Source organism: Aliivibrio finisterrensis, assembly GCF_008933155.1.
Lineage (GTDB): Bacteria > Pseudomonadota > Gammaproteobacteria > Enterobacterales > Vibrionaceae > Aliivibrio > Aliivibrio finisterrensis.
This window is the reverse complement of the sequence record NZ_WBVP01000016.1, coordinates 71397-92784: the sequence shown is the minus strand read 5'-3', so window position 1 is coordinate 92784 and position 21388 is coordinate 71397. Positions and strand designations below refer to the sequence as shown.

The 21388-nt window shown below is 43.0% G+C and carries 35 protein-coding genes; 34 read left to right on the top strand and 1 reads right to left on the bottom strand.

What is annotated here, in order from left to right; translation table 11 throughout:
- From F8B77_RS13795 to rplQ, 29 genes are all read left to right on the top strand, one after another.
- The coding region (locus F8B77_RS13795) for an EF-Tu C-terminal domain-related protein (RefSeq protein ID WP_456294023.1) at positions 1-151 on the top strand (151 nt) is incomplete at its 5' end.
- 423 nt (positions 152-574) lie between these two features.
- Entirely contained in the window at positions 575-886 is a 312-nt protein-coding gene (gene rpsJ / locus F8B77_RS13790; protein WP_005417222.1) for a 30S ribosomal protein S10, read from the top strand.
- Between the two features lie 12 nt (positions 887-898).
- On the top strand, positions 899-1528 hold the full coding sequence (gene rplC, locus F8B77_RS13785) for a 50S ribosomal protein L3 (protein ID WP_060993968.1): 630 nt from the start codon (positions 899-901) through the stop codon (positions 1526-1528).
- A gap of 17 nt (positions 1529-1545) precedes the next feature.
- Positions 1546-2148, top strand: coding sequence for a 50S ribosomal protein L4 (gene rplD / locus F8B77_RS13780; RefSeq protein ID WP_130048645.1), 603 nt, complete (start codon positions 1546-1548; stop codon positions 2146-2148).
- Positions 2145-2447 carry a 50S ribosomal protein L23 gene (rplW, locus tag F8B77_RS13775; RefSeq protein WP_130045879.1) on the top strand — a complete coding sequence of 101 codons (303 nt, stop codon included), beginning with the start codon at positions 2145-2147 and terminating at the stop codon, positions 2445-2447. Before rplD ends, rplW begins: the two co-directional genes overlap by 4 nt.
- Before the next feature lie 15 nt (positions 2448-2462).
- Positions 2463-3287, top strand: a complete 825-nt coding sequence (gene rplB / locus F8B77_RS13770) for a 50S ribosomal protein L2 (RefSeq protein WP_012549153.1) — start codon at positions 2463-2465, stop codon at positions 3285-3287.
- 19 nt (positions 3288-3306) lie between these two features.
- Positions 3307-3585, top strand: a complete 279-nt coding sequence (rpsS, locus tag F8B77_RS13765; protein ID WP_012549154.1) for a 30S ribosomal protein S19 — start codon at positions 3307-3309, stop codon at positions 3583-3585.
- Between the two features lie 10 nt (positions 3586-3595).
- Positions 3596-3928 carry a 50S ribosomal protein L22 gene (gene rplV / locus F8B77_RS13760; RefSeq protein WP_045103050.1) on the top strand — a complete coding sequence of 111 codons (333 nt, stop codon included), beginning with the start codon at positions 3596-3598 and terminating at the stop codon, positions 3926-3928.
- Positions 3929-3947: 19 nt separating this feature from the next.
- Positions 3948-4646, top strand: coding sequence for a 30S ribosomal protein S3 (rpsC, locus tag F8B77_RS13755; protein ID WP_045103049.1), 699 nt, complete (start codon positions 3948-3950; stop codon positions 4644-4646).
- 11 nt (positions 4647-4657) lie between these two features.
- Positions 4658-5068, top strand: a complete 411-nt coding sequence (rplP, locus tag F8B77_RS13750) for a 50S ribosomal protein L16 (protein WP_005417237.1) — start codon at positions 4658-4660, stop codon at positions 5066-5068.
- Positions 5068-5259: a 50S ribosomal protein L29 gene (gene rpmC / locus F8B77_RS13745; RefSeq protein WP_005417238.1), complete on the top strand. Its 192-nt coding sequence runs from the start codon at positions 5068-5070 to the stop codon at positions 5257-5259. The genes rplP and rpmC overlap by 1 nt, the downstream gene beginning before the upstream one ends.
- Positions 5259-5513 (top strand): 30S ribosomal protein S17, encoded by a 255-nt coding sequence (rpsQ, locus tag F8B77_RS13740; protein WP_130048646.1) that lies wholly within the window; start codon positions 5259-5261, stop codon positions 5511-5513. Before rpmC ends, rpsQ begins: the two co-directional genes overlap by 1 nt.
- A gap of 164 nt (positions 5514-5677) precedes the next feature.
- Positions 5678-6049, top strand: a complete 372-nt coding sequence (rplN, locus tag F8B77_RS13735; protein WP_005417241.1) for a 50S ribosomal protein L14 — start codon at positions 5678-5680, stop codon at positions 6047-6049.
- An 11-nt stretch (positions 6050-6060) separates the two neighbouring features.
- A complete protein-coding gene (rplX, locus tag F8B77_RS13730) occupies positions 6061-6378 on the top strand; it encodes a 50S ribosomal protein L24 (protein ID WP_130045881.1) in 318 nt (105 codons plus the stop codon).
- Between the two features lie 27 nt (positions 6379-6405).
- Entirely contained in the window at positions 6406-6945 is a 540-nt protein-coding gene (gene rplE / locus F8B77_RS13725; RefSeq protein WP_130045882.1) for a 50S ribosomal protein L5, read from the top strand.
- Between the two features lie 17 nt (positions 6946-6962).
- Positions 6963-7268, top strand: a complete 306-nt coding sequence (rpsN, locus tag F8B77_RS13720) for a 30S ribosomal protein S14 (protein WP_130045883.1) — start codon at positions 6963-6965, stop codon at positions 7266-7268.
- Positions 7269-7297: 29 nt separating this feature from the next.
- A complete protein-coding gene (rpsH, locus tag F8B77_RS13715; protein WP_130045884.1) occupies positions 7298-7690 on the top strand; it encodes a 30S ribosomal protein S8 in 393 nt (130 codons plus the stop codon).
- 12 nt (positions 7691-7702) lie between these two features.
- Positions 7703-8236 carry a 50S ribosomal protein L6 gene (gene rplF / locus F8B77_RS13710; protein ID WP_151655856.1) on the top strand — a complete coding sequence of 178 codons (534 nt, stop codon included), beginning with the start codon at positions 7703-7705 and terminating at the stop codon, positions 8234-8236.
- Positions 8237-8245: 9 nt separating this feature from the next.
- The gene (gene rplR / locus F8B77_RS13705; protein WP_130045886.1) at positions 8246-8599 is read left to right on the top strand and encodes a 50S ribosomal protein L18; all 354 of its coding nucleotides are present in this window, start codon (positions 8246-8248) and stop codon (positions 8597-8599) included.
- 14 nt (positions 8600-8613) lie between these two features.
- The gene (gene rpsE, locus F8B77_RS13700) at positions 8614-9114 is read left to right on the top strand and encodes a 30S ribosomal protein S5 (RefSeq protein WP_045103039.1); all 501 of its coding nucleotides are present in this window, start codon (positions 8614-8616) and stop codon (positions 9112-9114) included.
- Between the two features lie 5 nt (positions 9115-9119).
- Complete coding sequence (rpmD, locus tag F8B77_RS13695) at positions 9120-9299, top strand: 50S ribosomal protein L30 (RefSeq protein ID WP_130045887.1); 180 nt, start codon at positions 9120-9122, stop codon at positions 9297-9299.
- Between the two features lie 6 nt (positions 9300-9305).
- Positions 9306-9740, top strand: coding sequence for a 50S ribosomal protein L15 (rplO, locus tag F8B77_RS13690; protein ID WP_130045888.1), 435 nt, complete (start codon positions 9306-9308; stop codon positions 9738-9740).
- Between the two features lie 20 nt (positions 9741-9760).
- Positions 9761-11092 carry a preprotein translocase subunit SecY gene (gene secY / locus F8B77_RS13685; RefSeq protein WP_130048648.1) on the top strand — a complete coding sequence of 444 codons (1332 nt, stop codon included), beginning with the start codon at positions 9761-9763 and terminating at the stop codon, positions 11090-11092.
- A 30-nt stretch (positions 11093-11122) separates the two neighbouring features.
- Positions 11123-11236 carry a 50S ribosomal protein L36 gene (rpmJ, locus tag F8B77_RS13680; protein ID WP_005417265.1) on the top strand — a complete coding sequence of 38 codons (114 nt, stop codon included), beginning with the start codon at positions 11123-11125 and terminating at the stop codon, positions 11234-11236.
- A 149-nt stretch (positions 11237-11385) separates the two neighbouring features.
- Positions 11386-11742, top strand: coding sequence for a 30S ribosomal protein S13 (gene rpsM / locus F8B77_RS13675; RefSeq protein ID WP_130045890.1), 357 nt, complete (start codon positions 11386-11388; stop codon positions 11740-11742).
- Positions 11743-11763: 21 nt separating this feature from the next.
- Positions 11764-12153: a 30S ribosomal protein S11 gene (gene rpsK, locus F8B77_RS13670; protein ID WP_005303517.1), complete on the top strand. Its 390-nt coding sequence runs from the start codon at positions 11764-11766 to the stop codon at positions 12151-12153.
- 31 nt (positions 12154-12184) lie between these two features.
- Positions 12185-12805, top strand: coding sequence for a 30S ribosomal protein S4 (rpsD, locus tag F8B77_RS13665; protein WP_045103035.1), 621 nt, complete (start codon positions 12185-12187; stop codon positions 12803-12805).
- 23 nt (positions 12806-12828) lie between these two features.
- On the top strand, positions 12829-13818 hold the full coding sequence (locus F8B77_RS13660) for a DNA-directed RNA polymerase subunit alpha (RefSeq protein WP_151655854.1): 990 nt from the start codon (positions 12829-12831) through the stop codon (positions 13816-13818).
- A gap of 36 nt (positions 13819-13854) precedes the next feature.
- Entirely contained in the window at positions 13855-14235 is a 381-nt protein-coding gene (rplQ, locus tag F8B77_RS13655) for a 50S ribosomal protein L17 (protein ID WP_130045892.1), read from the top strand.
- Positions 14236-14410: 175 nt separating this feature from the next.
- Here rplQ and fbp read toward each other — a convergent pair whose 3' ends face one another.
- A complete protein-coding gene (fbp, locus tag F8B77_RS13650; RefSeq protein ID WP_151655852.1) occupies positions 14411-15421 on the bottom strand; it encodes a class 1 fructose-bisphosphatase in 1011 nt (336 codons plus the stop codon).
- Positions 15422-15606: 185 nt separating this feature from the next.
- Here fbp and mpl point away from each other — a divergent pair, with 185 nt between their 5' ends.
- From mpl to thiQ, 5 genes are all read left to right on the top strand, one after another.
- A complete protein-coding gene (gene mpl / locus F8B77_RS13645) occupies positions 15607-16959 on the top strand; it encodes a UDP-N-acetylmuramate:L-alanyl-gamma-D-glutamyl-meso-diaminopimelate ligase (RefSeq protein WP_151655850.1) in 1353 nt (450 codons plus the stop codon).
- The gene (locus F8B77_RS13640; protein ID WP_151655848.1) at positions 16960-17580 is read left to right on the top strand and encodes a flavin prenyltransferase UbiX; all 621 of its coding nucleotides are present in this window, start codon (positions 16960-16962) and stop codon (positions 17578-17580) included.
- A gap of 254 nt (positions 17581-17834) precedes the next feature.
- On the top strand, positions 17835-18857 hold the full coding sequence (gene thiB, locus F8B77_RS13635) for a thiamine ABC transporter substrate binding subunit (RefSeq protein WP_151655846.1): 1023 nt from the start codon (positions 17835-17837) through the stop codon (positions 18855-18857).
- A 43-nt stretch (positions 18858-18900) separates the two neighbouring features.
- Positions 18901-20514: a thiamine/thiamine pyrophosphate ABC transporter permease ThiP gene (gene thiP / locus F8B77_RS13630; RefSeq protein WP_151655844.1), complete on the top strand. Its 1614-nt coding sequence runs from the start codon at positions 18901-18903 to the stop codon at positions 20512-20514.
- The gene (thiQ, locus tag F8B77_RS13625; protein WP_151655842.1) at positions 20514-21218 is read left to right on the top strand and encodes a thiamine ABC transporter ATP-binding protein; all 705 of its coding nucleotides are present in this window, start codon (positions 20514-20516) and stop codon (positions 21216-21218) included. The genes thiP and thiQ overlap by 1 nt, the downstream gene beginning before the upstream one ends.
- The last annotated feature ends 170 nt before the right edge of the window (positions 21219-21388 follow it).

The window sequence follows — 21388 nt, the reverse complement described above, 5'->3', positions numbered from 1 at the left end:
TGAAGGTGTTGAAATGGTAATGCCTGGTGACAACGTTCAAATGACGGTTGAGCTAATTGCTCCAATCGCAATGGACGAAGGTCTACGCTTCGCAATCCGTGAAGGTGGCCGTACAGTTGGTGCTGGTGTTGTTGCTAAAATCTTCGCTTAATAGCTAAAGATTTTGCGATAAATCGCATGACTAAAAAGGGAAGCCTAGGCTTCCCTTTTTGTTGCCTGTAAGAAAATATAATTTTTTTCGTTTGTTTTTCAAACAATGCTTGCAACTAAAAGTGTGATCTGTATAATGCATCGCACTGGTTAAGCCAGTTGTGAACCAATGAGCAGCGAGGAAAGTGCTGATTCCTACAGAGTAGGGTGAGTGCTTAGAATGAATACTCAGCTTATGTTCGCGGTTAATATTATTAGACATTACCCTAATGAGTGATCGTTAGATGTAAATTCTAATATAAGTTAACTGACAATGTGTCCTAATTTTGGACCTATGGTTTCACATAAATCAATCGACATTCTCTCGTTCTTGCGAGATTGAGTGGCGATATTGTTTGTGTATTTATTATTGGAGCTCTGTCTCATGCAGAACCAACGTATACGTATCCGCCTAAAAGCATTCGATTACAAATTAATCGATCAGTCTACAGCGGAAATCGTTGAAACAGCTAAGCGCACTGGCGCTCAGGTTCGTGGTCCTATTCCACTACCTACTCGTAAAGAGCGTTTTACTGTTCTTACTTCTCCTCACGTTAACAAAGACGCACGTGACCAGTACGAAATTCGTACTCACAAGCGTTTAATCGACATTGTTGAGCCAACAGATAAAACTGTTGACGCACTAATGCGTTTAGACCTTGCTGCTGGCGTTGATGTTCAAATTAGCCTAGGTTAAGGGGAGATTATTATGATTGGTCTAGTCGGTCGTAAAGTGGGCATGACCCGCATCTTTACCGAAGAAGGCGTTTCTATCCCAGTAACAGTAGTTGAAGTTGAAGTTAACCGTGTTTCTCAAGTGAAAACTGTAGAAACAGATGGCTACAACGCAATTCAAGTTACTTGTGGTTCTAAGAAAGCTAACCGCGTATCTAAGCCTGAAGCTGGTCACTTTGCGAAAGCAGGTGTTGAAGCAGGTCGCGGTCTTTGGGAATTCCGTTTAGAAAGCGGTGAAGAATTCGCAGTTGGCGCTGAGCTAAGTGTTGAAATCTTTAACGAAATCAAAAAAGTAGACGTTACTGGTACATCTAAAGGTAAGGGCTTCCAAGGCGCTGTTAAGCGTTGGAACTTCCGTACTCAAGATATGACTCACGGTAACTCTTTGTCTCACCGTGCTCCGGGTTCAATTGGCCAATGTCAAACTCCAGGTCGCGTATTTAAAGGCAAAAAAATGGCAGGTCACATGGGTGCTGAGCGTTGTACGACTCAAAACCTAGAGATCGTACGTGTTGACGCTGAGCGCAATCTGCTTCTTATTAAAGGTGCAGTACCAGGCTCAACAGGTGGCAACGTGATCGTTAAACCAGCTGTTAAAGCATAACGTCTTAGGAGTATGTAATGGAACTAATGGTTAAAGGTGCTGCGGCACTAACTGTTTCCGAAACTACTTTCGGACGTGAGTTTAACGAAGCTCTTGTACACCAAGTAGTTGTTGCTTATGCAGCAGGTGCTCGTCAAGGTACTCGCGCTCAAAAAACACGTTCAGAAGTATCTGGCGGTGGCGCTAAGCCATGGCGTCAAAAAGGTACAGGCCGAGCTCGTGCGGGTACTATTCGTAGCCCAATCTGGCGTTCAGGTGGTGTTACTTTTGCTGCGAAACCACAAGATCACAGCCAAAAAGTAAACAAAAAAATGTACCGTGGTGCTCTTAAGAGCATTCTTTCTGAGTTAGTTCGTCAAGATCGTCTGATCGTTGTAGACAACTTCTCAGTTGAAGCACCTAAAACTAAAGAGCTAGTTGCTAAGCTTAAAGAGCTTGAGCTTAACGATGTTCTTATCGTAACTGGCGAAGTAGATGAGAATCTATTCTTAGCTGCTCGTAACCTTTACAAAGTTGACGCACGTGACGTTGCTGGTATTGATCCAGTAAGCCTAGTTGCATTCAACAAGGTTCTAATGACTGCAGCTGCAGTTAAGCAAGTTGAGGAGATGCTGGCATGATCAGTGAAGAGCGTCTACTAAAAGTTCTACGTGGCCCTATTATCTCTGAAAAAGCAACGATGGCTGCTGAAGGCAATAACACTATTGTTTTCAAAGTAGCAATCAATGCAACTAAAAAAGAGATTAAAGCAGCAGTAGAAAAGTTGTTTGAAGTTGAAGTTAAGTCTGTAAATACCCTTATCACTAAGGGCAAGACCAAACGTCAAGGTGCACGCCAAGGCCGTCGTTCAGACGTGAAAAAAGCGTACGTAATCTTGAAAGAAGGTCAAGACCTAGACTTCGTTGGCGGCGCGGAATAACAGGAGTAGTTAAAAATGGCTATTGTTAAATGTAAGCCGACTTCCCCTGGTCGTCGTCACGTTGTAAAAATCGTTAACGCTGACCTACATAAGGGTAAGCCATACGCACCTCTTTTAGAGAAAAACTCTAAATCTGGTGGTCGTAACAATAACGGTCGTATTACAGTACGTCACGTTGGTGGTGGTCATAAGCAACACTACCGTCTAATTGACTTTAAACGTACTAAAGATGGCATCCCAGCTATCGTTGAACGTTTAGAATACGATCCAAACCGTAGTGCAAACATTGCACTAGTTCTGTTCGCAGACGGTGAGCGTCGTTACATTATCGCACCAAAAGGTCTTAAAGCCGGCGATACAGTACAATCAGGTGTTGATGCGCCAATCAAAGCAGGTAACTGCTTACCATTGCGCAACATCCCAGTAGGTTCTACTGTTCACTGTGTTGAATTAAAACCTGGTAAGGGCGCGCAAGTTGCACGTTCTGCTGGTGCATACGCACAAATCATTGCTCGTGATGGCGCTTATGTGACATTACGTCTACGCTCTGGTGAGATGCGTAAAGTTCTTTCTGAAGGTCGTGCGACTATCGGTGAAGTTGGTAACTCTGAACACATGCTACGTGAGCTAGGCAAAGCCGGTGCTACACGCTGGCGCGGTGTTCGTCCAACGGTACGTGGTGTTGCAATGAACCCAGTTGATCACCCACACGGTGGTGGTGAAGGTCGTACATCAGGCGGTCGTCACCCAGTATCACCTTGGGGTATGCCAACTAAGGGCTTCAAGACTCGTAAGAATAAATCTACTGACAAGTACATTGTACGTCGTCGTAACAAATAATCTATAAAGAGGAATCGCCATGCCACGTTCTCTCAAGAAAGGTCCTTTTATTGACCTACACTTGCTGAAGAAGGTAGAGAAAGCGGTGGAAAGCGGAGACAAAAAGCCTATTAAGACTTGGTCCCGTCGTTCAATGATCATTCCAACTATGATCAACTTGACCATCGCTGTCCATAATGGTCGCCAGCATGTACCAGTTTTCGTTACAGAAGACATGATTGGTCACAAGTTGGGCGAATTTGCACCTACTCGTACTTATCGTGGCCATGCTGCAGATAAGAAAGCTAAAAAGCGTTAGGAGGTAGAATATGGAAGCTATTGCTAAACATCGTTTTGCCAGCATTTCTCCACAAAAGGCTCGCTTAGTTGCGGACCAAATTCGTGGGAAATCAGTAGACCAAGCTCTTGAAATTCTTACTTTCAGCAACAAAAAAGCTGCAGTATTAATTAAGAAAGTTGTTGAGTCTGCTATCGCAAACGCTGAACACAACGAAGGTGCAGATATCGACGATCTAAATGTCGCTAAAATCTTCGTAGATGAAGGCCCTATCATGAAGCGTATTATGCCTCGTGCTAAAGGTCGTGCAGATCGCATCTTGAAGCGTTCAAGCCACATCACTATCGTTGTAGCTGATCGTTAAAGACTAGGAGATTAAGCAAATGGGTCAAAAAGTACATCCTAATGGTATTCGTCTTGGCATCGTCAAGCCTTGGAATGCTACATGGTTTGCTAGTAGCCAAGAGTTCGCTGACAACCTAGACGGCGACTTCAAGGTACGTCAGTATCTTACTAAAGAACTGAAAAAAGCATCTCTATCACGCATCGTTATCGAGCGTCCTGCTAAGAGCATTCGTGTGACTATTCACACAGCTCGTCCAGGCGTTGTTATCGGTAAGAAAGGTGAAGACGTAGAGAAACTACGCGCAGGCGTAGCAAAAATCGCAGGTGTTCCAGCGCAAATCAACATTGCAGAAGTTCGCAAGCCTGAGCTAGACGCTCAACTTGTAGCTGACAGCATTGCTTCTCAACTAGAACGTCGTGTTATGTTCCGTCGTGCTATGAAGCGTGCGGTACAAAATGCAATGCGTCTAGGCGCTAAAGGCATCAAAGTACAAGTAGGTGGCCGTCTAGGCGGTGCTGAAATCGCACGTTCTGAGTGGTATCGTGAAGGTCGTGTACCTCTACATACTCTACGTGCTGACATTGATTACGCAACTTCTTCGGCTCACACTCAATACGGTGTGATCGGCGTTAAAGTTTGGATCTTCAAAGGTGAAGTTCTAGGCGGTATGCCAGCTGCTAATGCAGTAGAGCCTAAGGCTGACAAGCCTAAGAAGCAGCGTAGAAGCCGTAAGTAAGGAGCTGACTGATGCTACAACCAAAACGTACTAAGTTCCGTAAGGTTATGACTGGTCGTAACCGTGGCCTTGCTAAAGGTACTGAAGTAAGCTTCGGCGACTTCGGTCTTAAAGCTGTAGGCCGTGGTCGTCTAACTGCTCGTCAGATTGAAGCGGCTCGTCGTGCTATGACGCGTCACATTAAGCGTCAAGGTCAAATCTGGATCCGTGTGTTCCCAGACAAACCTATCACAGAAAAACCGCTTGAAGTTCGTCAAGGTAAGGGTAAAGGTAACGTTGAGTACTGGGTAGCCCAAATCCAACCTGGAAAGGTTATGTACGAAATGAACGGCGTACCTGAAGAGTTGGCACGTGAAGCGTTCCGCCTAGCGGCACGTAAACTGCCTATCAAAACTACTTTTGTAACTAAGCAGGTGATGTGATGAAAGCACAAGATCTACGCGAGAAAAACGTTGAAGAGCTTAATGAAGAGCTTCTGAATTTGCTACGTGAACAGTTTAACTTGCGCATGCAAGCTGCGACTGGTCAACTACAGCAAACTCATACTCTGAAAGCTGTACGTCGTGATATCGCACGTGTTAAAACTTTACTGAATGAGAAGGCTGGCGCATAATGAGCGAGAAAATTCGTACTATGCAAGGTCGTGTAGTTAGCGACAAAATGGACAAGTCTATTGTTGTTGCTATTGAACGCATGGTGAAACACCCGATCTACGGTAAATACATCAAGCGCACGACTAAGCTTCACGCACATGATGAAAACAACGAGTGTGGCCTAGGCGATACTGTTGAGATTCGTGAATGTCGCCCACTGTCTAAGACTAAATCTTGGACTTTGGTAAACATTGTAGAAAAAGCAAAAGCTTAATTTGTTGATTCTATAGCGATTCTAAGCGGCTCCGAACTTTTTTTGGAGCCGTTTATTTTTAGACTACCTTTATTTAAAATATGGTGATATAATCCCCATCCCTTTTAAAGAGGCAGCCCGACCCGTGATGGGTCTAGTTTTAAATATTTAGCGGAGCACTAACAATGATCCAAATGCAAAGTACACTTGACGCTGCAGATAACTCTGGTGCGCGCAAGGTAATGTGTATTAAGGTTCTGGGTGGCTCTCACCGCCGTTATGCACATATCGGAGACATCATTAAAGTTACTGTTAAGGAAGCAATTCCTCGCGGTAAAGTTAAGAAAGGTGATGTTCTGAAGGCGGTAGTAGTGCGCACTCGTAAAGGCGTTCGTCGCCCAGACGGTTCTATCATTCGCTTCGACCGTAATGCTTGCGTATTGTTGAATGACACTACTGAGCAACCAGTCGGTACACGTATCTTTGGTCCAGTGACTCGTGAACTTCGTAATGCGAAATTCATGAAAATTGTTTCACTAGCACCAGAAGTTCTGTAAGGAGCGGTAAGATGGCAGCTAAAATCCGTCGTAATGACGAAGTAATCGTTCTTGTCGGTAAAGATAAAGGCAAGAAAGGTAAAGTAACTAAGGTTCTTGAAACTGGTAAAGTTATCGTTGAAGGTATCAACCTTGTTAAAAAGCACCAGAAGCCTGTACCGGCTCTTGGTCAGCAAGGTGGTATTGTTGAGAAAGAAGCAGCAATTGATGCTTCTAACATCGCAATCTACAACGAAGCTACTGGTAAAGCGGACCGTATCGGTTTCCGTTTTGAAGAAGGCAAAAAAGTGCGTTTCTTCAAATCAAACGGCGAAACCATTTCTAACTAATAGATAGAAGCAATTTGGAGTTCTACTATGGCGAAACTGCATGATTACTACAAGTCGTCTGTAGTCGCTGAGCTTACCAAAGAGTTCAGCTACTCAAGCGTCATGCAAGTCCCTAGGGTTGAAAAAATCACCCTAAATATGGGTGTTGGTGAAGCAATCAATGATAAAAAGCTTCTAGAAAACGCTGCTGCCGATATGGCAATTATCTCTGGTCAAAAACCATTGATTACTAAAGCGCGTAAATCTGTTGCTGGTTTTAAAATCCGTGAAGGCTACCCAATCGGTTGTAAAGTAACCCTACGTGGCGAACGTATGTGGGAATTCTTAGAGCGTTTAATCTCTATTGCACTTCCACGAGTACGTGATTTCCGTGGTGTTAGCGCGAAGTCTTTTGACGGTCGCGGTAACTACAGCATGGGCGTTCGCGAGCAAATCATCTTCCCTGAGATCGACTATGATAAAGTTGATCGTGTACGCGGTCTTGATATTACTATCACGACGTCTGCGAATACAGATGCGGAAGGCCGAGCTCTGCTGGCTGCCTTTAACTTCCCATTCCGTAAGTAAGGTGAAGGGTTACTGTTATGGCTAAACAATCTATGAAAGCACGTGAAGCTAAACGTGCAAAACTTGTAGCTAAGTTCGCTGAAAAGCGTTCGGCGCTAAAAGTTCTAATTAGCGATGTAAATGCTTCTGAAGAAGAGCGTTGGGATGCAGTTCTTAAATTGCAAGCTCTACCTCGTGATTCAAGTGCATCTCGTCAGCGTAATCGTTGCAACCAAACTGGTCGTCCACACGGTTACCTACGTAAGTTCGGTTTAAGCCGTATTAAGGTTCGTGAAGCTTGCATGAAAGGCGAGATTCCGGGTCTTCGTAAGGCTAGCTGGTAATTGCCACTTAATCATTTGGAGTAAATCATATGAGCATGCAAGATCCGATTTCGGATATGCTGACCCGCGTTCGCAACGGTCAATCAGCAAATAAAGTTGCTGTTAAAATGCCTTCTTCAAAGCTTAAAGTTGCAATTGCTGCACTACTTAAAGCTGAAGGCTACATCGCTGACTTCGCTGTTGAAGGCGAAATCAAACCTGAGCTAGAAATCACTCTTAAGTATTTCCAAGCTAAACCAGTTATCGAGCAAATCCAACGAGTTTCTCGTCCAGGTCTTCGTGTATACAAGAAGAACGACGCGTTACCATCTGTTATGGGTGGTCTTGGTATTGCTGTTGTTTCTACATCAAAAGGCCTAATGTCTGATCGCGCTGCGCGTAAAGCTGGTCTTGGTGGCGAAATTATCTGCTACGTAGCTTAATAGGAGTAGGATATGTCTCGTGTTGCTAAAGCACCTGTAGTAATTCCTGCTGGCGTAGAAGTTAAACTGAACGGCCAGGAAATCACTATTAAAGGTGGTAAAGGTGAACTAACTCGCGTACTTAACAGTGCTGTAGTTATTTCACAAGAAGATAACACTGTTGTATTTGGTCCTCGCGAAGGCGTGGCTAATGCTTGGGCACAAGCTGGTACAGCTCGTGCACTAGTTAACAACATGGTTATCGGCGTTAATGAAGGCTTTACTAAGAAGCTAACTCTTAAAGGTGTAGGTTACCGTGCTGCTATGAAAGGCAACTCTGTAGCTCTAACTCTTGGCTTCTCACACCCAGTAGAGCACGCTCTACCAGAAGGTATTAAAGCTGAGTGTCCAACTCAAACTGAGATCATTTTAACTGGTTGCGATAAGCAAGTAGTTGGTCAAGTTGCTGCGGATATTCGTTCATACCGTCAGCCTGAGCCTTACAAAGGCAAAGGTGTTCGTTACGCCGATGAAATCGTGCGTACTAAAGAAGCTAAGAAGAAGTAGGGTATCACTATGGATAAGAAAGCATCTCGCATCCGTCGTGCTACACGTGCACGTCGTAAGATTGCTGAACTGTGTGCAACTCGCCTTGTAGTACACCGTACTCCGCGTCATACGTACGCTCAGGTAATCGCACCAAACGGCTCAGAGGTTATCGCTGCCGCTTCTACTGTAGAAAAGGCAATCCGTGAGCAAGTTGGAAACACTAGCAACAAAGCTGCAGCTCAAGCAATTGGTAAATTAATTGCAGAGCGCGCTATCGAAAAAGGCATTACTAATGTTGCTTTCGATCGTTCTGGTTTCCAATACCACGGCCGAGTAGCGGCGCTAGCAGATTCTGCTCGCGAAGCTGGTCTGAAATTCTAAGGTAGGGTTGGAAGATGGCTAAAGAACAACAACAAGCTACAGATTTGAACGAAAAGCTAATTGCTGTTAACCGTGTTTCTAAAACGGTTAAAGGTGGTCGAATCTTTAGCTTTACTGCACTAACAGTTGTTGGTGACGGTAATGGTCGTGTAGGTTTCGGTTACGGCAAAGCTCGTGAAGTACCTGCAGCGATTCAAAAATCAATGGAAAAAGCACGTCGTAACATGTTTACGATTGCACTTAACGAAGGTACTCTTCACCATTCTGTTAAAGGTCGCCACACTGGTTCAAAAGTGTACATGCAACCTGCTTCAGAAGGTACAGGTATCATCGCAGGTGGTGCTATGCGTGCAGTACTAGAGGTTGTGGGTGTCCGCAACGTTCTAGCAAAAGCTTACGGCTCTACTAACCCAATCAACGTTGTTCGCGCAACGATTGCTGGTTTAAGTAGCGTTAAGTCACCTGAGATGGTAGCTGCTAAGCGTGGTCTAACTGTTGAATCTATTTCGGAGTAAGTACCATGTCTAAAACTATCAAAGTAACTCAGACTAAAAGCTCTATCGGTCGCCTACCTAAGCACATTTTGTGCCTTAAAGGTCTAGGTCTTCGTCGCATCAACCATACAGTAGAAATTGAAGATACTCCGTGTAACCGCGGTATGATCAACAAAGTTTACTACATGGTTAAGATTGAGGAGTAATCAGAAATGCGTTTGAATACTCTATCACCGGCTGCTGGCTCTAAACCTTCTAAGAAGCGTGTAGGTCGTGGTATCGGTTCTGGCCTAGGTAAAACTGGTGGCCGTGGTCACAAAGGCCAAAAATCACGTTCTGGCGGTAAAGTTCGCGTTGGTTTTGAAGGCGGTCAAATGCCTCTGAAACAACGTTTACCTAAATTTGGCTTTACTTCACGTAAGAGCCTAGTAACTGCAGAAGTTCGTCTAAGCGAACTTGCTAAAGTTGAAGGTAACGTTATCGATCTAAACAGCCTTAAAGCTGCTAACGTAATCACTAAGAACATTGTGTTCGCGAAAGTTGTACTTTCTGGTGAAATCGCTACTGCTGTAACTGTTAAAGGTCTACGCGTAACGAAAGGCGCTAAAGCTGCGATTGAAGCTGCAGGCGGTAAGATCGAGGAATAATCCTCGAAGGATGAGGTACAATGGCAAAGAAACCAGGAAAAGAAGTAAGTAGTGCACAGAACGGCCTAGCTGAACTGAAATCGCGTCTGTTATTTGTTATAGGTGCGCTTTTAGTGTTCCGAGCTGGCTCATTTGTGCCAATTCCTGGGATTGACGCTGCTGTCCTTGCTGATCTTTTTGAACAGCAACAGGGTACCATCATTGAACTGTTTAACATGTTTTCTGGTGGTGCACTGTCTCGTGCCTCAATTCTTGCTTTAGGTATTATGCCGTATATTTCGGCATCTATCGTTGTTCAGCTGTTAACAGTTGTTCATCCACCTCTAGCAGAGTTGAAAAAAGAAGGTGAGTCTGGTCGTCGTAAGATTAACCAGTACACACGTTATGGCACCTTGGTGCTGGCTACATTCCAAGCAATTGGTATTGCAACCGGTCTACCAAGCATGATTCCAGGGTTAGTTGCTAACCCTGACATGATGTTCTATCTGACAGCTACAGTAAGTTTAGTAACTGGTACCATGTTCTTAATGTGGTTAGGTGAACAAATTACTGAGCGTGGCATTGGTAACGGTATATCTTTGATTATTTTCACAGGTATCGTTGCTGGTTTACCACCGGCTATCGGAGAAACGATTCAGCAGGCGCGTCAAGGTGAACTGCACGTGCTTCTTCTATTACTAATTGCAGTTTTATCATTTGCAGTTATCTACTTTGTAGTGTTCATGGAGCGTGGTCAACGTCGTATCGTCGTTAATTATGCGAAGCGTCAGCAAGGCCGTAAGGTATTTGCAGCTCAAAGTACTCACCTTCCATTGAAAATAAATATGGCTGGTGTGATTCCTGCAATTTTTGCATCAAGTATTATACTATTCCCTGGGACATTGGCTCAGTGGTTTGGTGGTAATGGTGAAGGAACATTCGGTTGGTTAACTGATGTTTCCATGGCGTTAAGCCCTGGTCAGCCGTTATATGTAATGCTTTATGCAGCAGCAATTATCTTCTTCTGTTTCTTCTATACAGCGTTGGTGTTTAACCCGCGTGAAACAGCAGATAACTTGAAGAAGTCTGGTGCATTCGTACCCGGAATCCGCCCAGGTGAACAGACTACGAAATATATTGATAAAGTAATGACTCGTCTAACCTTAGCTGGTGCGATGTATATCACCTTTATCTGTCTGATTCCCGAGTTTATGATGATAGCTTGGAACGTACGCTTCTATTTTGGCGGTACTTCCCTACTAATCGTAGTTGTTGTTATCATGGACTTTATGGCACAGGTTCAGACTCATCTGATGTCTCAACAGTATGAGTCCGTGTTGAAGAAGGCCAATCTGAAAGGCTACGGCCGTTAATTTCAGATTCCAATTTTACGGAGTTTAGCAATGAAAGTTCGTGCTTCCGTTAAAAAAATCTGCCGCAACTGTAAAGTTATTAAGCGCAACGGTGTTGTGCGTGTAATTTGCGTTGAACCAAAGCATAAGCAACGCCAAGGTTAATTAGCAGAAATTTTTACTTGATATATTAAGTTAGGCCGAGTATTATTCTCGGCCTACCTTTTGTGTGCAAAAGAAGTAGTTATAGTCGCAACGTATCCTCAACGGGCTTTGTTGCGGCTCTTCTTAAGAAAAAGTACTAGGAGTGAATAGTGGCCCGTATAGCAGGCATTAACATTCCTGATCATAAACATGCAGTAATCGCTTTAACAGCGATCTACGGAATCGGTAAGACTCGCTCTCAAGCTATTTTAGCTGAAGTGGGTATTGCTGAAAATGTTAAGATCAGTGAACTGAATGATGAGCAGATTGATATTCTGCGTGATGGTGTTGCCAAATACACTGTAGAAGGCGATCTACGTCGTGAAGTATCGATGAACATCAAGCGTCTAATGGACCTTGGTTGTTATCGTGGTCTTCGTCACCGTCGCAGTCTACCGTTACGTGGACAGCGTACTAAAACCAACGCACGTACCCGTAAAGGTCCGCGCAAGCCGATCAAAAAATAATCGGATAAGGTAGAGAGTACAATGGCAAAACAACCTACTCGCGCTCGTAAGCGCGTTCGCAAGCAAGTAGCGGATGGCGTAGCGCACATCCATGCTTCTTTCAACAACACAATCGTAACCATTACTGACCGTCAAGGTAACGCACTAGCTTGGGCTACTGCAGGTGGTTCTGGTTTCCGTGGTTCTCGTAAATCTACGCCGTTCGCTGCACAAGTTGCTGCTGAGCGTTGTGGTGAAATGGCCAAAGAATATGGCGTTAAGAACCTTGAAGTTATGGTTAAGGGCCCTGGTCCTGGTCGTGAGTCAACTATCCGTGCATTAAACGCTGCTGGATACCGCATCACAAATATTGTTGATGCTACTCCGATCCCTCATAACGGTTGTCGTCCACCTAAGAAACGTCGCGTTTAAGTTTCGTTTCTAGGAATATTGGAGAAAGAACATGGCAAGATATTTGGGTCCTAAGCTGAAGCTTAGCCGTCGCGAAGGCACAGATTTATTCCTTAAATCTGGTGTACGTGCGATCGATACCAAGTGTAAAATTGATAACGCTCCAGGTGTACACGGCGCTCGTCGCGGTCGTCTATCTGAGTACGGCGTTCAGCTTCGTGAGAAGCAAAAAGTTCGTCGTATGTACGGCGTTTTAGAAAAACAATTCCGTAACTACTACAAAGATGCTGCTCGTATTAAAGGCAACACAGGTGAAAACCTACTTCAACTTCTTGAAGGTCGTCTAGATAACGTAGTTTACCGTATGGGTTTTGGCGCTACACGTGCTGAATCTCGTCAACTAGTTAGCCATAAGTCTATTCTAGTTAATGGTAAAGTAGTTAACGTTCCTTCTTTCAAAGTTGCGGCGAACGATGTTGTTTCTATTCGTGAAAAAGCTAAACAGCAATCACGTATTAAAGCTGCTCTAGAAGTTGCTGAACAACGCGAAAAACCAACTTGGATTGAAGTAGATGCTGGCAAAATGGAAGGTACGTTTAAGCGTCTTCCTGAACGTTCTGATTTGTCTGCCGACATCAACGAACACTTGATCGTCGAGCTTTACTCTAAGTAAGGCTTAAATAAAGAGAGGACACAATGCAGGGTTCTGTAACAGAATTTCTAAAGCCGCGTCTTGTTGACATTGAACAAGTTAGCATGACTCACGCAAAAGTAACTCTTGAGCCGTTAGAGCGTGGTTTCGGCCACACTCTAGGTAACGCTCTACGTCGTATTTTACTATCTTCAATGCCGGGTTGTGCCGTAACTGAAGTAGAAATCGAAGGCGTATTACATGAGTACAGCACCAAAGAAGGTGTTCAGGAAGATATCCTTGAAATCCTTCTAAACCTTAAAGGCCTTGCCGTTAAGGTTGAGGGTAAAGATGAAGTTATCATTACTCTTAACAAGTCTGGTGCAGGCCCTGTTGTTGCAGGTGACATCACCCATGATGGTGATGTTGAGATTGCGAACCCAGAGCATGTAATCTGCCACTTAACTGATGACAATGCTGAAATCAGCATGAGAATCAGGGTAGAGCGTGGTCGCGGCTATGTACCGTCAACAGCGCGTATCCATACTGAAGAAGATGAGCGTCCAATTGGTCGTCTGCTTATCGATGCAACTTACAGCCCAGTAGATAAAATTTCTTACTCGGTTGAAGCGGCACGTGTTGAGCAACGTACTGACTTAGACAAGCTTGTTATCGATATGGAAACAAATGGTACGCTTGATCCTGAGGAAGCTATCCGTCGTGCAGCTACAATTTTAGCTGAGCAACTGGATGCATTTGTAGATCTTCGTGATGTACGAGTTCCTGAAGAGAAAGAAGAAAAGCCAGAGTTCGATCCGATCCTACTGCGTCCTGTAGACGATCTTGAACTAACGGTTCGCTCTGCTAACTGTTTGAAAGCAGAAGCGATTCACTACATTGGTGATCTGGTGCAGCGCACTGAGGTTGAGCTACTTAAAACGCCAAACCTTGGTAAGAAGTCTTTAACTGAAATTAAAGATGTTCTAGCTTCACGTGGTCTTTCTTTAGGCATGCGCCTAGAGAACTGGCCACCAGCGTCTATCGCTGAAGATTAATCAGTTCACTAATTATCTAGTTAGAAGGATTAGGTCATGCGCCATCGTAAGAGTGGTCGTCAACTCAACCGCAACAGCAGCCACCGTAAAGCTATGTTTAGCAATATGGCTTGCTCTTTGGTTCGTCACGAGATTATCAAGACGACTGTACCAAAAGCAAAAGAGCTTCGTCGTGTAGTTGAGCCTTTGATTACATTAGCTAAGATTGACAGTGTTGCTAACCGTCGTCTTGCATTTGCTCGCACTCGTGATAACGAAGTTGTAGCAAAACTATTTACCGAGTTAGGTCCACGCTTTGCACAACGTGCTGGTGGTTACACTCGTATTCTGAAGTGCGGTTTCCGTGCAGGTGATAAAGCGCCAATGGCTTACATTGAGCTTGTAGATCGCCCAGAAGTAGAAGCTGCAGCTGAGTAATCAGAAGTAGTTTCAAGAAAAAACCGAGTCCTTGGACTCGGTTTTTTTGTTTCTGTACTATGGTATTTTGGTTATATTCTCCGTTATTCCGATTTAATACCAATGTAACTAATTAGGTGGTCTTATTACGTAGTAAAATCACTTAAGAGTAATACCAATCTACATAAGTATTTGATTATTCTTGCCATTCATCAAGAAAATCTTGAACCTTATCTACCATATTGCTTGAGCCAACGAAGAAAGGTACACGTTGATGTAATTCTGTTGGTTTGATATCTAGAATACGTTGTTCACCATCTGTCGCTTTACCTCCTGCCTCTTCAATCAACATTGCCATAGGGTTGCATTCATAGAGTAGTCGTAGCTTTCCATTTGGGTAAGCTTGAGTGCTTGGATAAAGATAAATGCCGCCTTTTAATAAATTTCTATGGAAGTCAGCAACTAAAGAACCAATGTAACGAGATGTATATGGTCGATTATCTTCTGGTTTCATTTCTTGGCAGTATTTTAAGTATTGTTTTATCCCTTCAGGAAAACGGATGTAATTTCCTTCGTTGATAGAATAAATATTACCCTCTTTAGGGATCTTCATATCTTCATGAGATAAACAGAAGACACCAAGTGATGGGTCATAGGTAAATCCATGAACGCCATTTCCTGTGCTATAGACCAACATGGTTGATGAACCATAAATGATATAGCCTGCAGCAACTTGTTGGTTTCCTGGTTGTAGGAAATCTTCTTCTGTAGGAGGTGTACCAATTGGTGAAATACGACGATAAATAGAGAAAATAGTCCCTACAGATACGTTAACATCAATATTTGATGACCCATCTAGTGGATCCATCAATACCACGTATTTAGCGTCTTTATTTAATGCTTTATTAAAGGCAACGGCTTCATCTTCTTCTTCACTAGCTACACCACAGACTTGCCCTCGATTTTCTAATGCCGCCTTGAATTTATCATTAGCGTAAAGATCGAGTTTTTGCTGCTGTTCACCTTGAATATTTTCTTCACCTGATGCGCCAGTGATATCAACCAGTCCCGCCTTATTTATCTCACGGTTTACAATTTTAGCAGCTAATTTAATTGAACCAATAAGGGAAGAGAGCTCTCCACTTGCATGAGGGAAGTCATGTTGCTTGGCAACAATGAATTCACCGAGGGTTCTTATTTCAGACATAGTTATTCCTTTAATTCTCTGTTATTAGATATCAATGCTAAGTAGGGTTAGGTACTGATTTATTTTTACAGTGGTTGTGTTACTGTTTGCTGTAATTCATTCTATAGCATAGAACTTTTTAAGAGTATTGAAGTAACTTTGAATTGAGGTTGCTTACTAATTTAATAAATAAGACGGTTGTAATTATGCATATTCATATCCTTGGTATCTGTGGCACCTTCATGGGAGGCGCTGCAACATTAGCCCGTCAACTTGGGCATAAAGTTACTGGGTGCGATGCTAACGTTTATCCTCCAATGAGCACGTTATTAGAATCTCAAGGCATTGAGATTATCCAAGGATTTGATCCGAGTCAGTTAGACCCCGCGCCAGACCTAGTGGTAATTGGTAATGCAATGAGCCGTGGAAATCCATGTGTTGAGTATGTCTTAGATAAGAACCTGAAATACACCTCTGGTCCACAATGGTTACAAGAGTTTTTGTTGCAAGACCGCTGGGTGATGGCGGTTGCTGGTACTCATGGTAAAACAACAACGGCAAGTATGTTGACATGGGTGCTTGAAGAGTGTGGTTATAAACCAGGCTTTTTAGTCGGTGGCGTGCTTGGTAACTTCGGAGAGTCGGCTCGATTAGGCGAAAGCATGTTTTTTGTGGTCGAAGCAGATGAATATGACAGTGCTTTTTTTGATAAGCGTTCTAAGTTTGTGCATTACCGTCCACGTACGCTTGTATTGAATAATCTAGAGTTTGATCATGCGGATATCTTTGATGATCTTGCTGCTATTCAGCGCCAATTTCATCATTTAATTCGAACGGTTCCAAGTACAGGCCGTATTTTTGCACCAAAACAAGATAAACCACTTGAGCAAGTATTAGAGCTGGGGTGCTGGAGTGAGCTTGAATTTACAGGCGAAGATGGTCAGTGGAAGGCAATCAAGCTAGAAAAAGATGGCAGTGTATTTGACGTTTATTTTGAAGGCGAGAAAGTTGGACAAGTTAATTGGGATTTAGTCGGTGATCATAATGTGAGTAATGCATTGATGGTCATAGCTTCTGCTCGTCACGTAGGGGTTACTCCTGATTTATCTTGTGAAGCGTTAGGTAAGTTTATTAATACTAAGCGTCGTCTAGAGTTTAAAGGTGAAGTAAATGGAGTCACTGTGTATGATGATTTTGCTCATCACCCAACAGCGATTGATCTAACGCTAGGTGGCTTACGTAATAAAGTGGGCGATAAGAAAATTATAGCGGTACTAGAGCCTCGTTCAAGCACCATGAAATTAGGCGTCCACAAAGATACGTTGGCGGCTTCTCTGCATGCAGCCGATTCGGTTTATCTTTTTCAGCCAGATAATATCACTTGGTCGGTAGATGATGTTGCACAACAATGCACTCAGCCCGCTTATACCCATAATGATATTGGCTGCTTTGTTGATATGATTGTGGCCGAAGCACAATCAGGTGATCAAATATTAGTCATGAGTAATGGTGGTTTTGAAGGCATTCACAGTAAATTACTTGATAAGTTGAGCCAATAAATGAAATCCAAAAAGAAAGCGATCACATTAGCTATGACCGGAGCCTCTGGTGCTCCTTATGGACTCCGTCTATTAGAGTGTTTATTGGCCGCGGACTATCATGTTTACTTTCTTATCTCCTCGGCAGCTCGTGTGGTGATGGCAACAGAGCATGATCTGAAGTTACCAAGTGGCCCTGATGCGATGAAAGCGGCACTGGTTGAGCATCTTGGTTGTAATGTTGATAATTTAACCGTATGTGGTAAAGAGGATTGGTTCTCTCCCGTCGCTTCTGGTTCTGCCGCACCAAAACAGATGATAGTGTGTCCATGCTCGGCAGGGAGTGTGGCATCAATTGCTCACGGGATTTCAGATAACTTGATAGAGCGCGCTGCTGATGTGGTGTTAAAAGAGCGTGGTCAATTAATTCTTGTTGTCCGAGAAACCCCATTTTCAACGCTGCATTTAGAAAATATGTTAAAGCTATCTCAAGTGGGTGCGACGATCATGCCTGCTGCACCTGGTTTTTATCATCAACCAAAGTCGATTGAAGATTTAATTGATTTTATGGTCGCTCGAATATTAGATCATTTAGGTGTAGAGCAAGGGTTAGTCCCTCGCTGGGGTTACGATCACCGTTGATATAATGAATGAGTCTAGAGAAAACCTCTGGCTCATTGCTTGATTCACACATACAATATGGCCTCTCATCGGGGAGCAACCGATATCAACTAGTTATCTAGAGTGGTATTCGCTGAGATTAGTAAGCATTGGATAATGCTCGCTTAAACCCGTACTACCTGACTCAGATAATGCTGGCGTAGGGATTGAGATGACATCCTCTTGGAGAATATCACCTTAATTCTGTGCCGCTCAAAAGGATGTAAGCGCACACAATGAACACTCTTTCTATTTCCTCTCCATTTAAACTATTGCCGACAGCGTTAGCTATCGTCGCGGCGTCTTCTTTTTCTGTTTCTGCTGCAGATACAGCGACTCTAACCGTTTATACCTACGACTCTTTTGCGGCTGATTGGGGACCAGGACCAACGATTGAAGCGGCTTTTGAAGCTCAATGTGGCTGTGATTTAAAATTAGTTGCACTTGATGATGGTGTTTCTATTTTGAATCGACTTCGGTTAGAAGGGAAAAATGCCAAAGCAGATGTGGTGTTAGGTTTAGATAATAACTTAATGGCAGAAGCGAAAGCGACAGGGTTATTGGCTCAGCATCAAGTGAATACGGATTCTGTTACTTTACCAGGTGGTTGGAATGACACGACATTTGTTCCTTATGATTTCGGTTATTTTGCGTTTGTTTATAATAAAGAAAAAGTAGCAAATCCGCCAAAAAGCTTAAAAGAATTAGTCGAGCAGCGCGATGATCTAAAAGTAATTTATCAAGATCCACGAACCTCGACACCTGGACAGGGATTATTACTGTGGATGAAGTCTGTTTATGGTGATGAAGCACCACAAGCGTGGAAGCAACTCGCTAAGAAAACGGTCACAGTAACCAAAGGTTGGTCTGAAGCTTACAGTATGTTCCTAGAAGGCGAGTCTGATTTGGTTTTGTCTTATACCACTTCTCCAGCGTATCATTTGATTGCTGAAAAAGACGATAGATTTGCCGCGGCTAATTTTTCTGAAGGTCACTACACTCAAGTAGAAGTGGCAGCGAAAGTAAAAAATACTCAACATAATAAACTTGCTGATGAGTTCCTTACCTTTATTTTAACTGATAAGTTTCAATCAGCGATGCCAACAGGTAACTGGATGTACCCTGTGACCTATGTCGCTTTGCCTGAGGGTTTTGATCGCTTAACTGTGCCGAGTAAAGCTTTGTCATTTGATTCACAAGCGATTTCACAACAACGTAAATCATGGATCCGTGAGTGGCAACACGCCCTGACATTCTAATTTGAAATAAGGGGCACCGTTGTGCTCCTTTCTTTTGGCAGTTATGAAAAATACCTCTTCTTATCATTCAGTTCCTCTATTGGGATATGTAATCGCGATTGTCATTATTGGCTTTGTTGGCGGAGCGATCAGTGCTCTGCTTTTAGAATCGCCAAGTTTGGATTTAAGTCTCGTTTGGTCAGATCCTTATTATCGTTATATTACTCAGTTCAGTTTATACCAAGCATTCCTTTCTACTGTATTTAGTATCAGTCTTGCGATCCCTACAGCGTATGCCTTATCACGACGTGAGTTTAAAGGACGAGGCTTACTACTGAAGCTTTGTGCTACTACGCTTGTGCTTCCTGTATTAGTGGGTGTTTTTGGCTTACTTTCTATTTATGGAAATAGCGGCTTAATCGCTGATCTATTTCAATGGTTTGGTTATTCTCTGCCATTTTCAATTTATGGCTTAAATGGCATTTTACTCGCGCATGTTTTTTTCAATTATCCTTTCGCTACTCGCTTGTTTCTACAAAGTTTGGATTCTATTCCTACAGAGCAACATCAACTGTCGGCTCACTTAGGGTTAACTGGTTGGAGTAAATACCGATTGGTGGCATGGCCGAGAATTAAGCAGCAATTACCTCATGTCGCTGGTCTCGTATTCATGCTTTGCTTTACTAGTTTTGCTACGGTAATGGCATTAGGTGGCGGTCCAAAATCAACCACGATTGAATTGGCAATATATCAGGCGATCAAGTTTGATTTTGATTTGCAGGCGGGCGCCATTTTAGCCTTATGGCAGATGTTGCTATGTGGCGTGCTTTCTTTATCTATTCAACGTTTTTCTAAATCGGTTGCTGTTGACTCGGCATCCATTTCTCAAGCAGTGCTGTATCAAGATTCAACTCAAGAAAAGTGGTGGGACAGGGGGTGGATTATATTACTGATACTCTTTTTATTACCGCCGTTATTGATGGTAGTGCTTAGTGGTTTAAATTCTGAATTGATGACGGTGTTTAGTTCATCAGATTTCTGGTTAGCGTTAGCAAACTCATTAATAGTGGCTTTAGGGGCTGCGGTATTAGCAATGATATTTGGCGTTATCTTGTTGCATACGACTCGTGCCTTAAGATTAAAGCAGAAGCGATTATGGGCTGATAAATTAGATCTGATAGGAACGATGATCTTAGTGACTCCGGGCTTGGTGATCAGTACTGGATTGTTTTTATTACTAAGAAATATGACCGATGTGTTTTCAATCGCGATTTGGATAGTTGTCGTCGTGAATGCGCTTATGGCTCTGCCGTATGTGATAAAAACACTCGCGCAGCCTCTGTTGCATATTGCGCAGCAATACCAATTATTATCAGCAAGCTTAGGTCTTTATGGTTTTACCCGTTTTCGATTGATTGAATGGCGGGCATTAAGAAAACCGATGGCTCATGCGTTTGCGATTGCTTTTATTATGTCGATTGGTGATTTAAGTGCGATAGCTTTGTTTGGTAGCCAAGAGTTTAGAACATTGCCTTTGTATCTGTTTCAATTATTAGGAAGCTATCAAATGGAAGCTGCCGCAGTGGTATCCTTAAGCTTATTGTTATTAAGTGTTGGTGTATTTAGTGTCGTAGAGTGGTTATTCTCCTCTAAAAATAATCATAAAGGTGAATTGTAATGCTGAGCTTTTCAGAGGTGAAATACCGTTATCATTCAGAATTATTTGAGTTTGACTTAAAGGTTAATAAAGGGGATGTGGTGGCCATTCTTGGGCCGAGTGGTGCAGGGAAAAGTACATTACTGAGCTTGTTGGCTGGGTTTATTAGCCCTGAATTGGGTGATATCACAATTAATAATCTATCACTATTATCAAAAGCGCCCCATCAGCGTCCGCTGTCGATGCTATTTCAAGAGCACAATTTATTCGCCCACCTTTCTGTTTTCGACAATATTGGCTTAGGTATTAAGCCTAATTTACGTTTAAATGAAACAGAGAAAAGAAGTGTTACTCAGGCTGCTCAACAAGTTGGTGTTGATGAGTTATTGCATCGTTTGCCTGAGCAGTTATCGGGCGGGCAAAAGCAGCGAGTGGCTTTAGCTCGTTGTTTAGTGCAAAAGAAACCTGTTTTATTATTAGATGAGCCTTTTTCTGCACTGGACCCTATGCTGCGTGAAGAGATGATTGCTTTAATCAATCAACTCATTAAATCTCAGAACCTTACTGTATTGATGGTGACTCACAGTTTGCAGGATGCAAAAGCACTGGCCTCTCATTACGCTTTTGTGTGTGAGCATAAAATATTGAGTACTGGAAAAGTATCGGAATTAGCAACACAAGATAACCCGCCGCAACTAGAGCGATATTTACAAGCGGTTAAATAAACTTTTCATCTTAAATTGAGTATAATCTACTACACTCATTTTTATGATAAATGGGCGTGACCTATGTGCTGTCATACAGTAACATTAGCGCCCTTTTGAACCTCGCCATTTTAGGCTGTTATTCTTGGTTCTAAAATTCTCACTCTATATAAAATAAATTAATTTTGAGG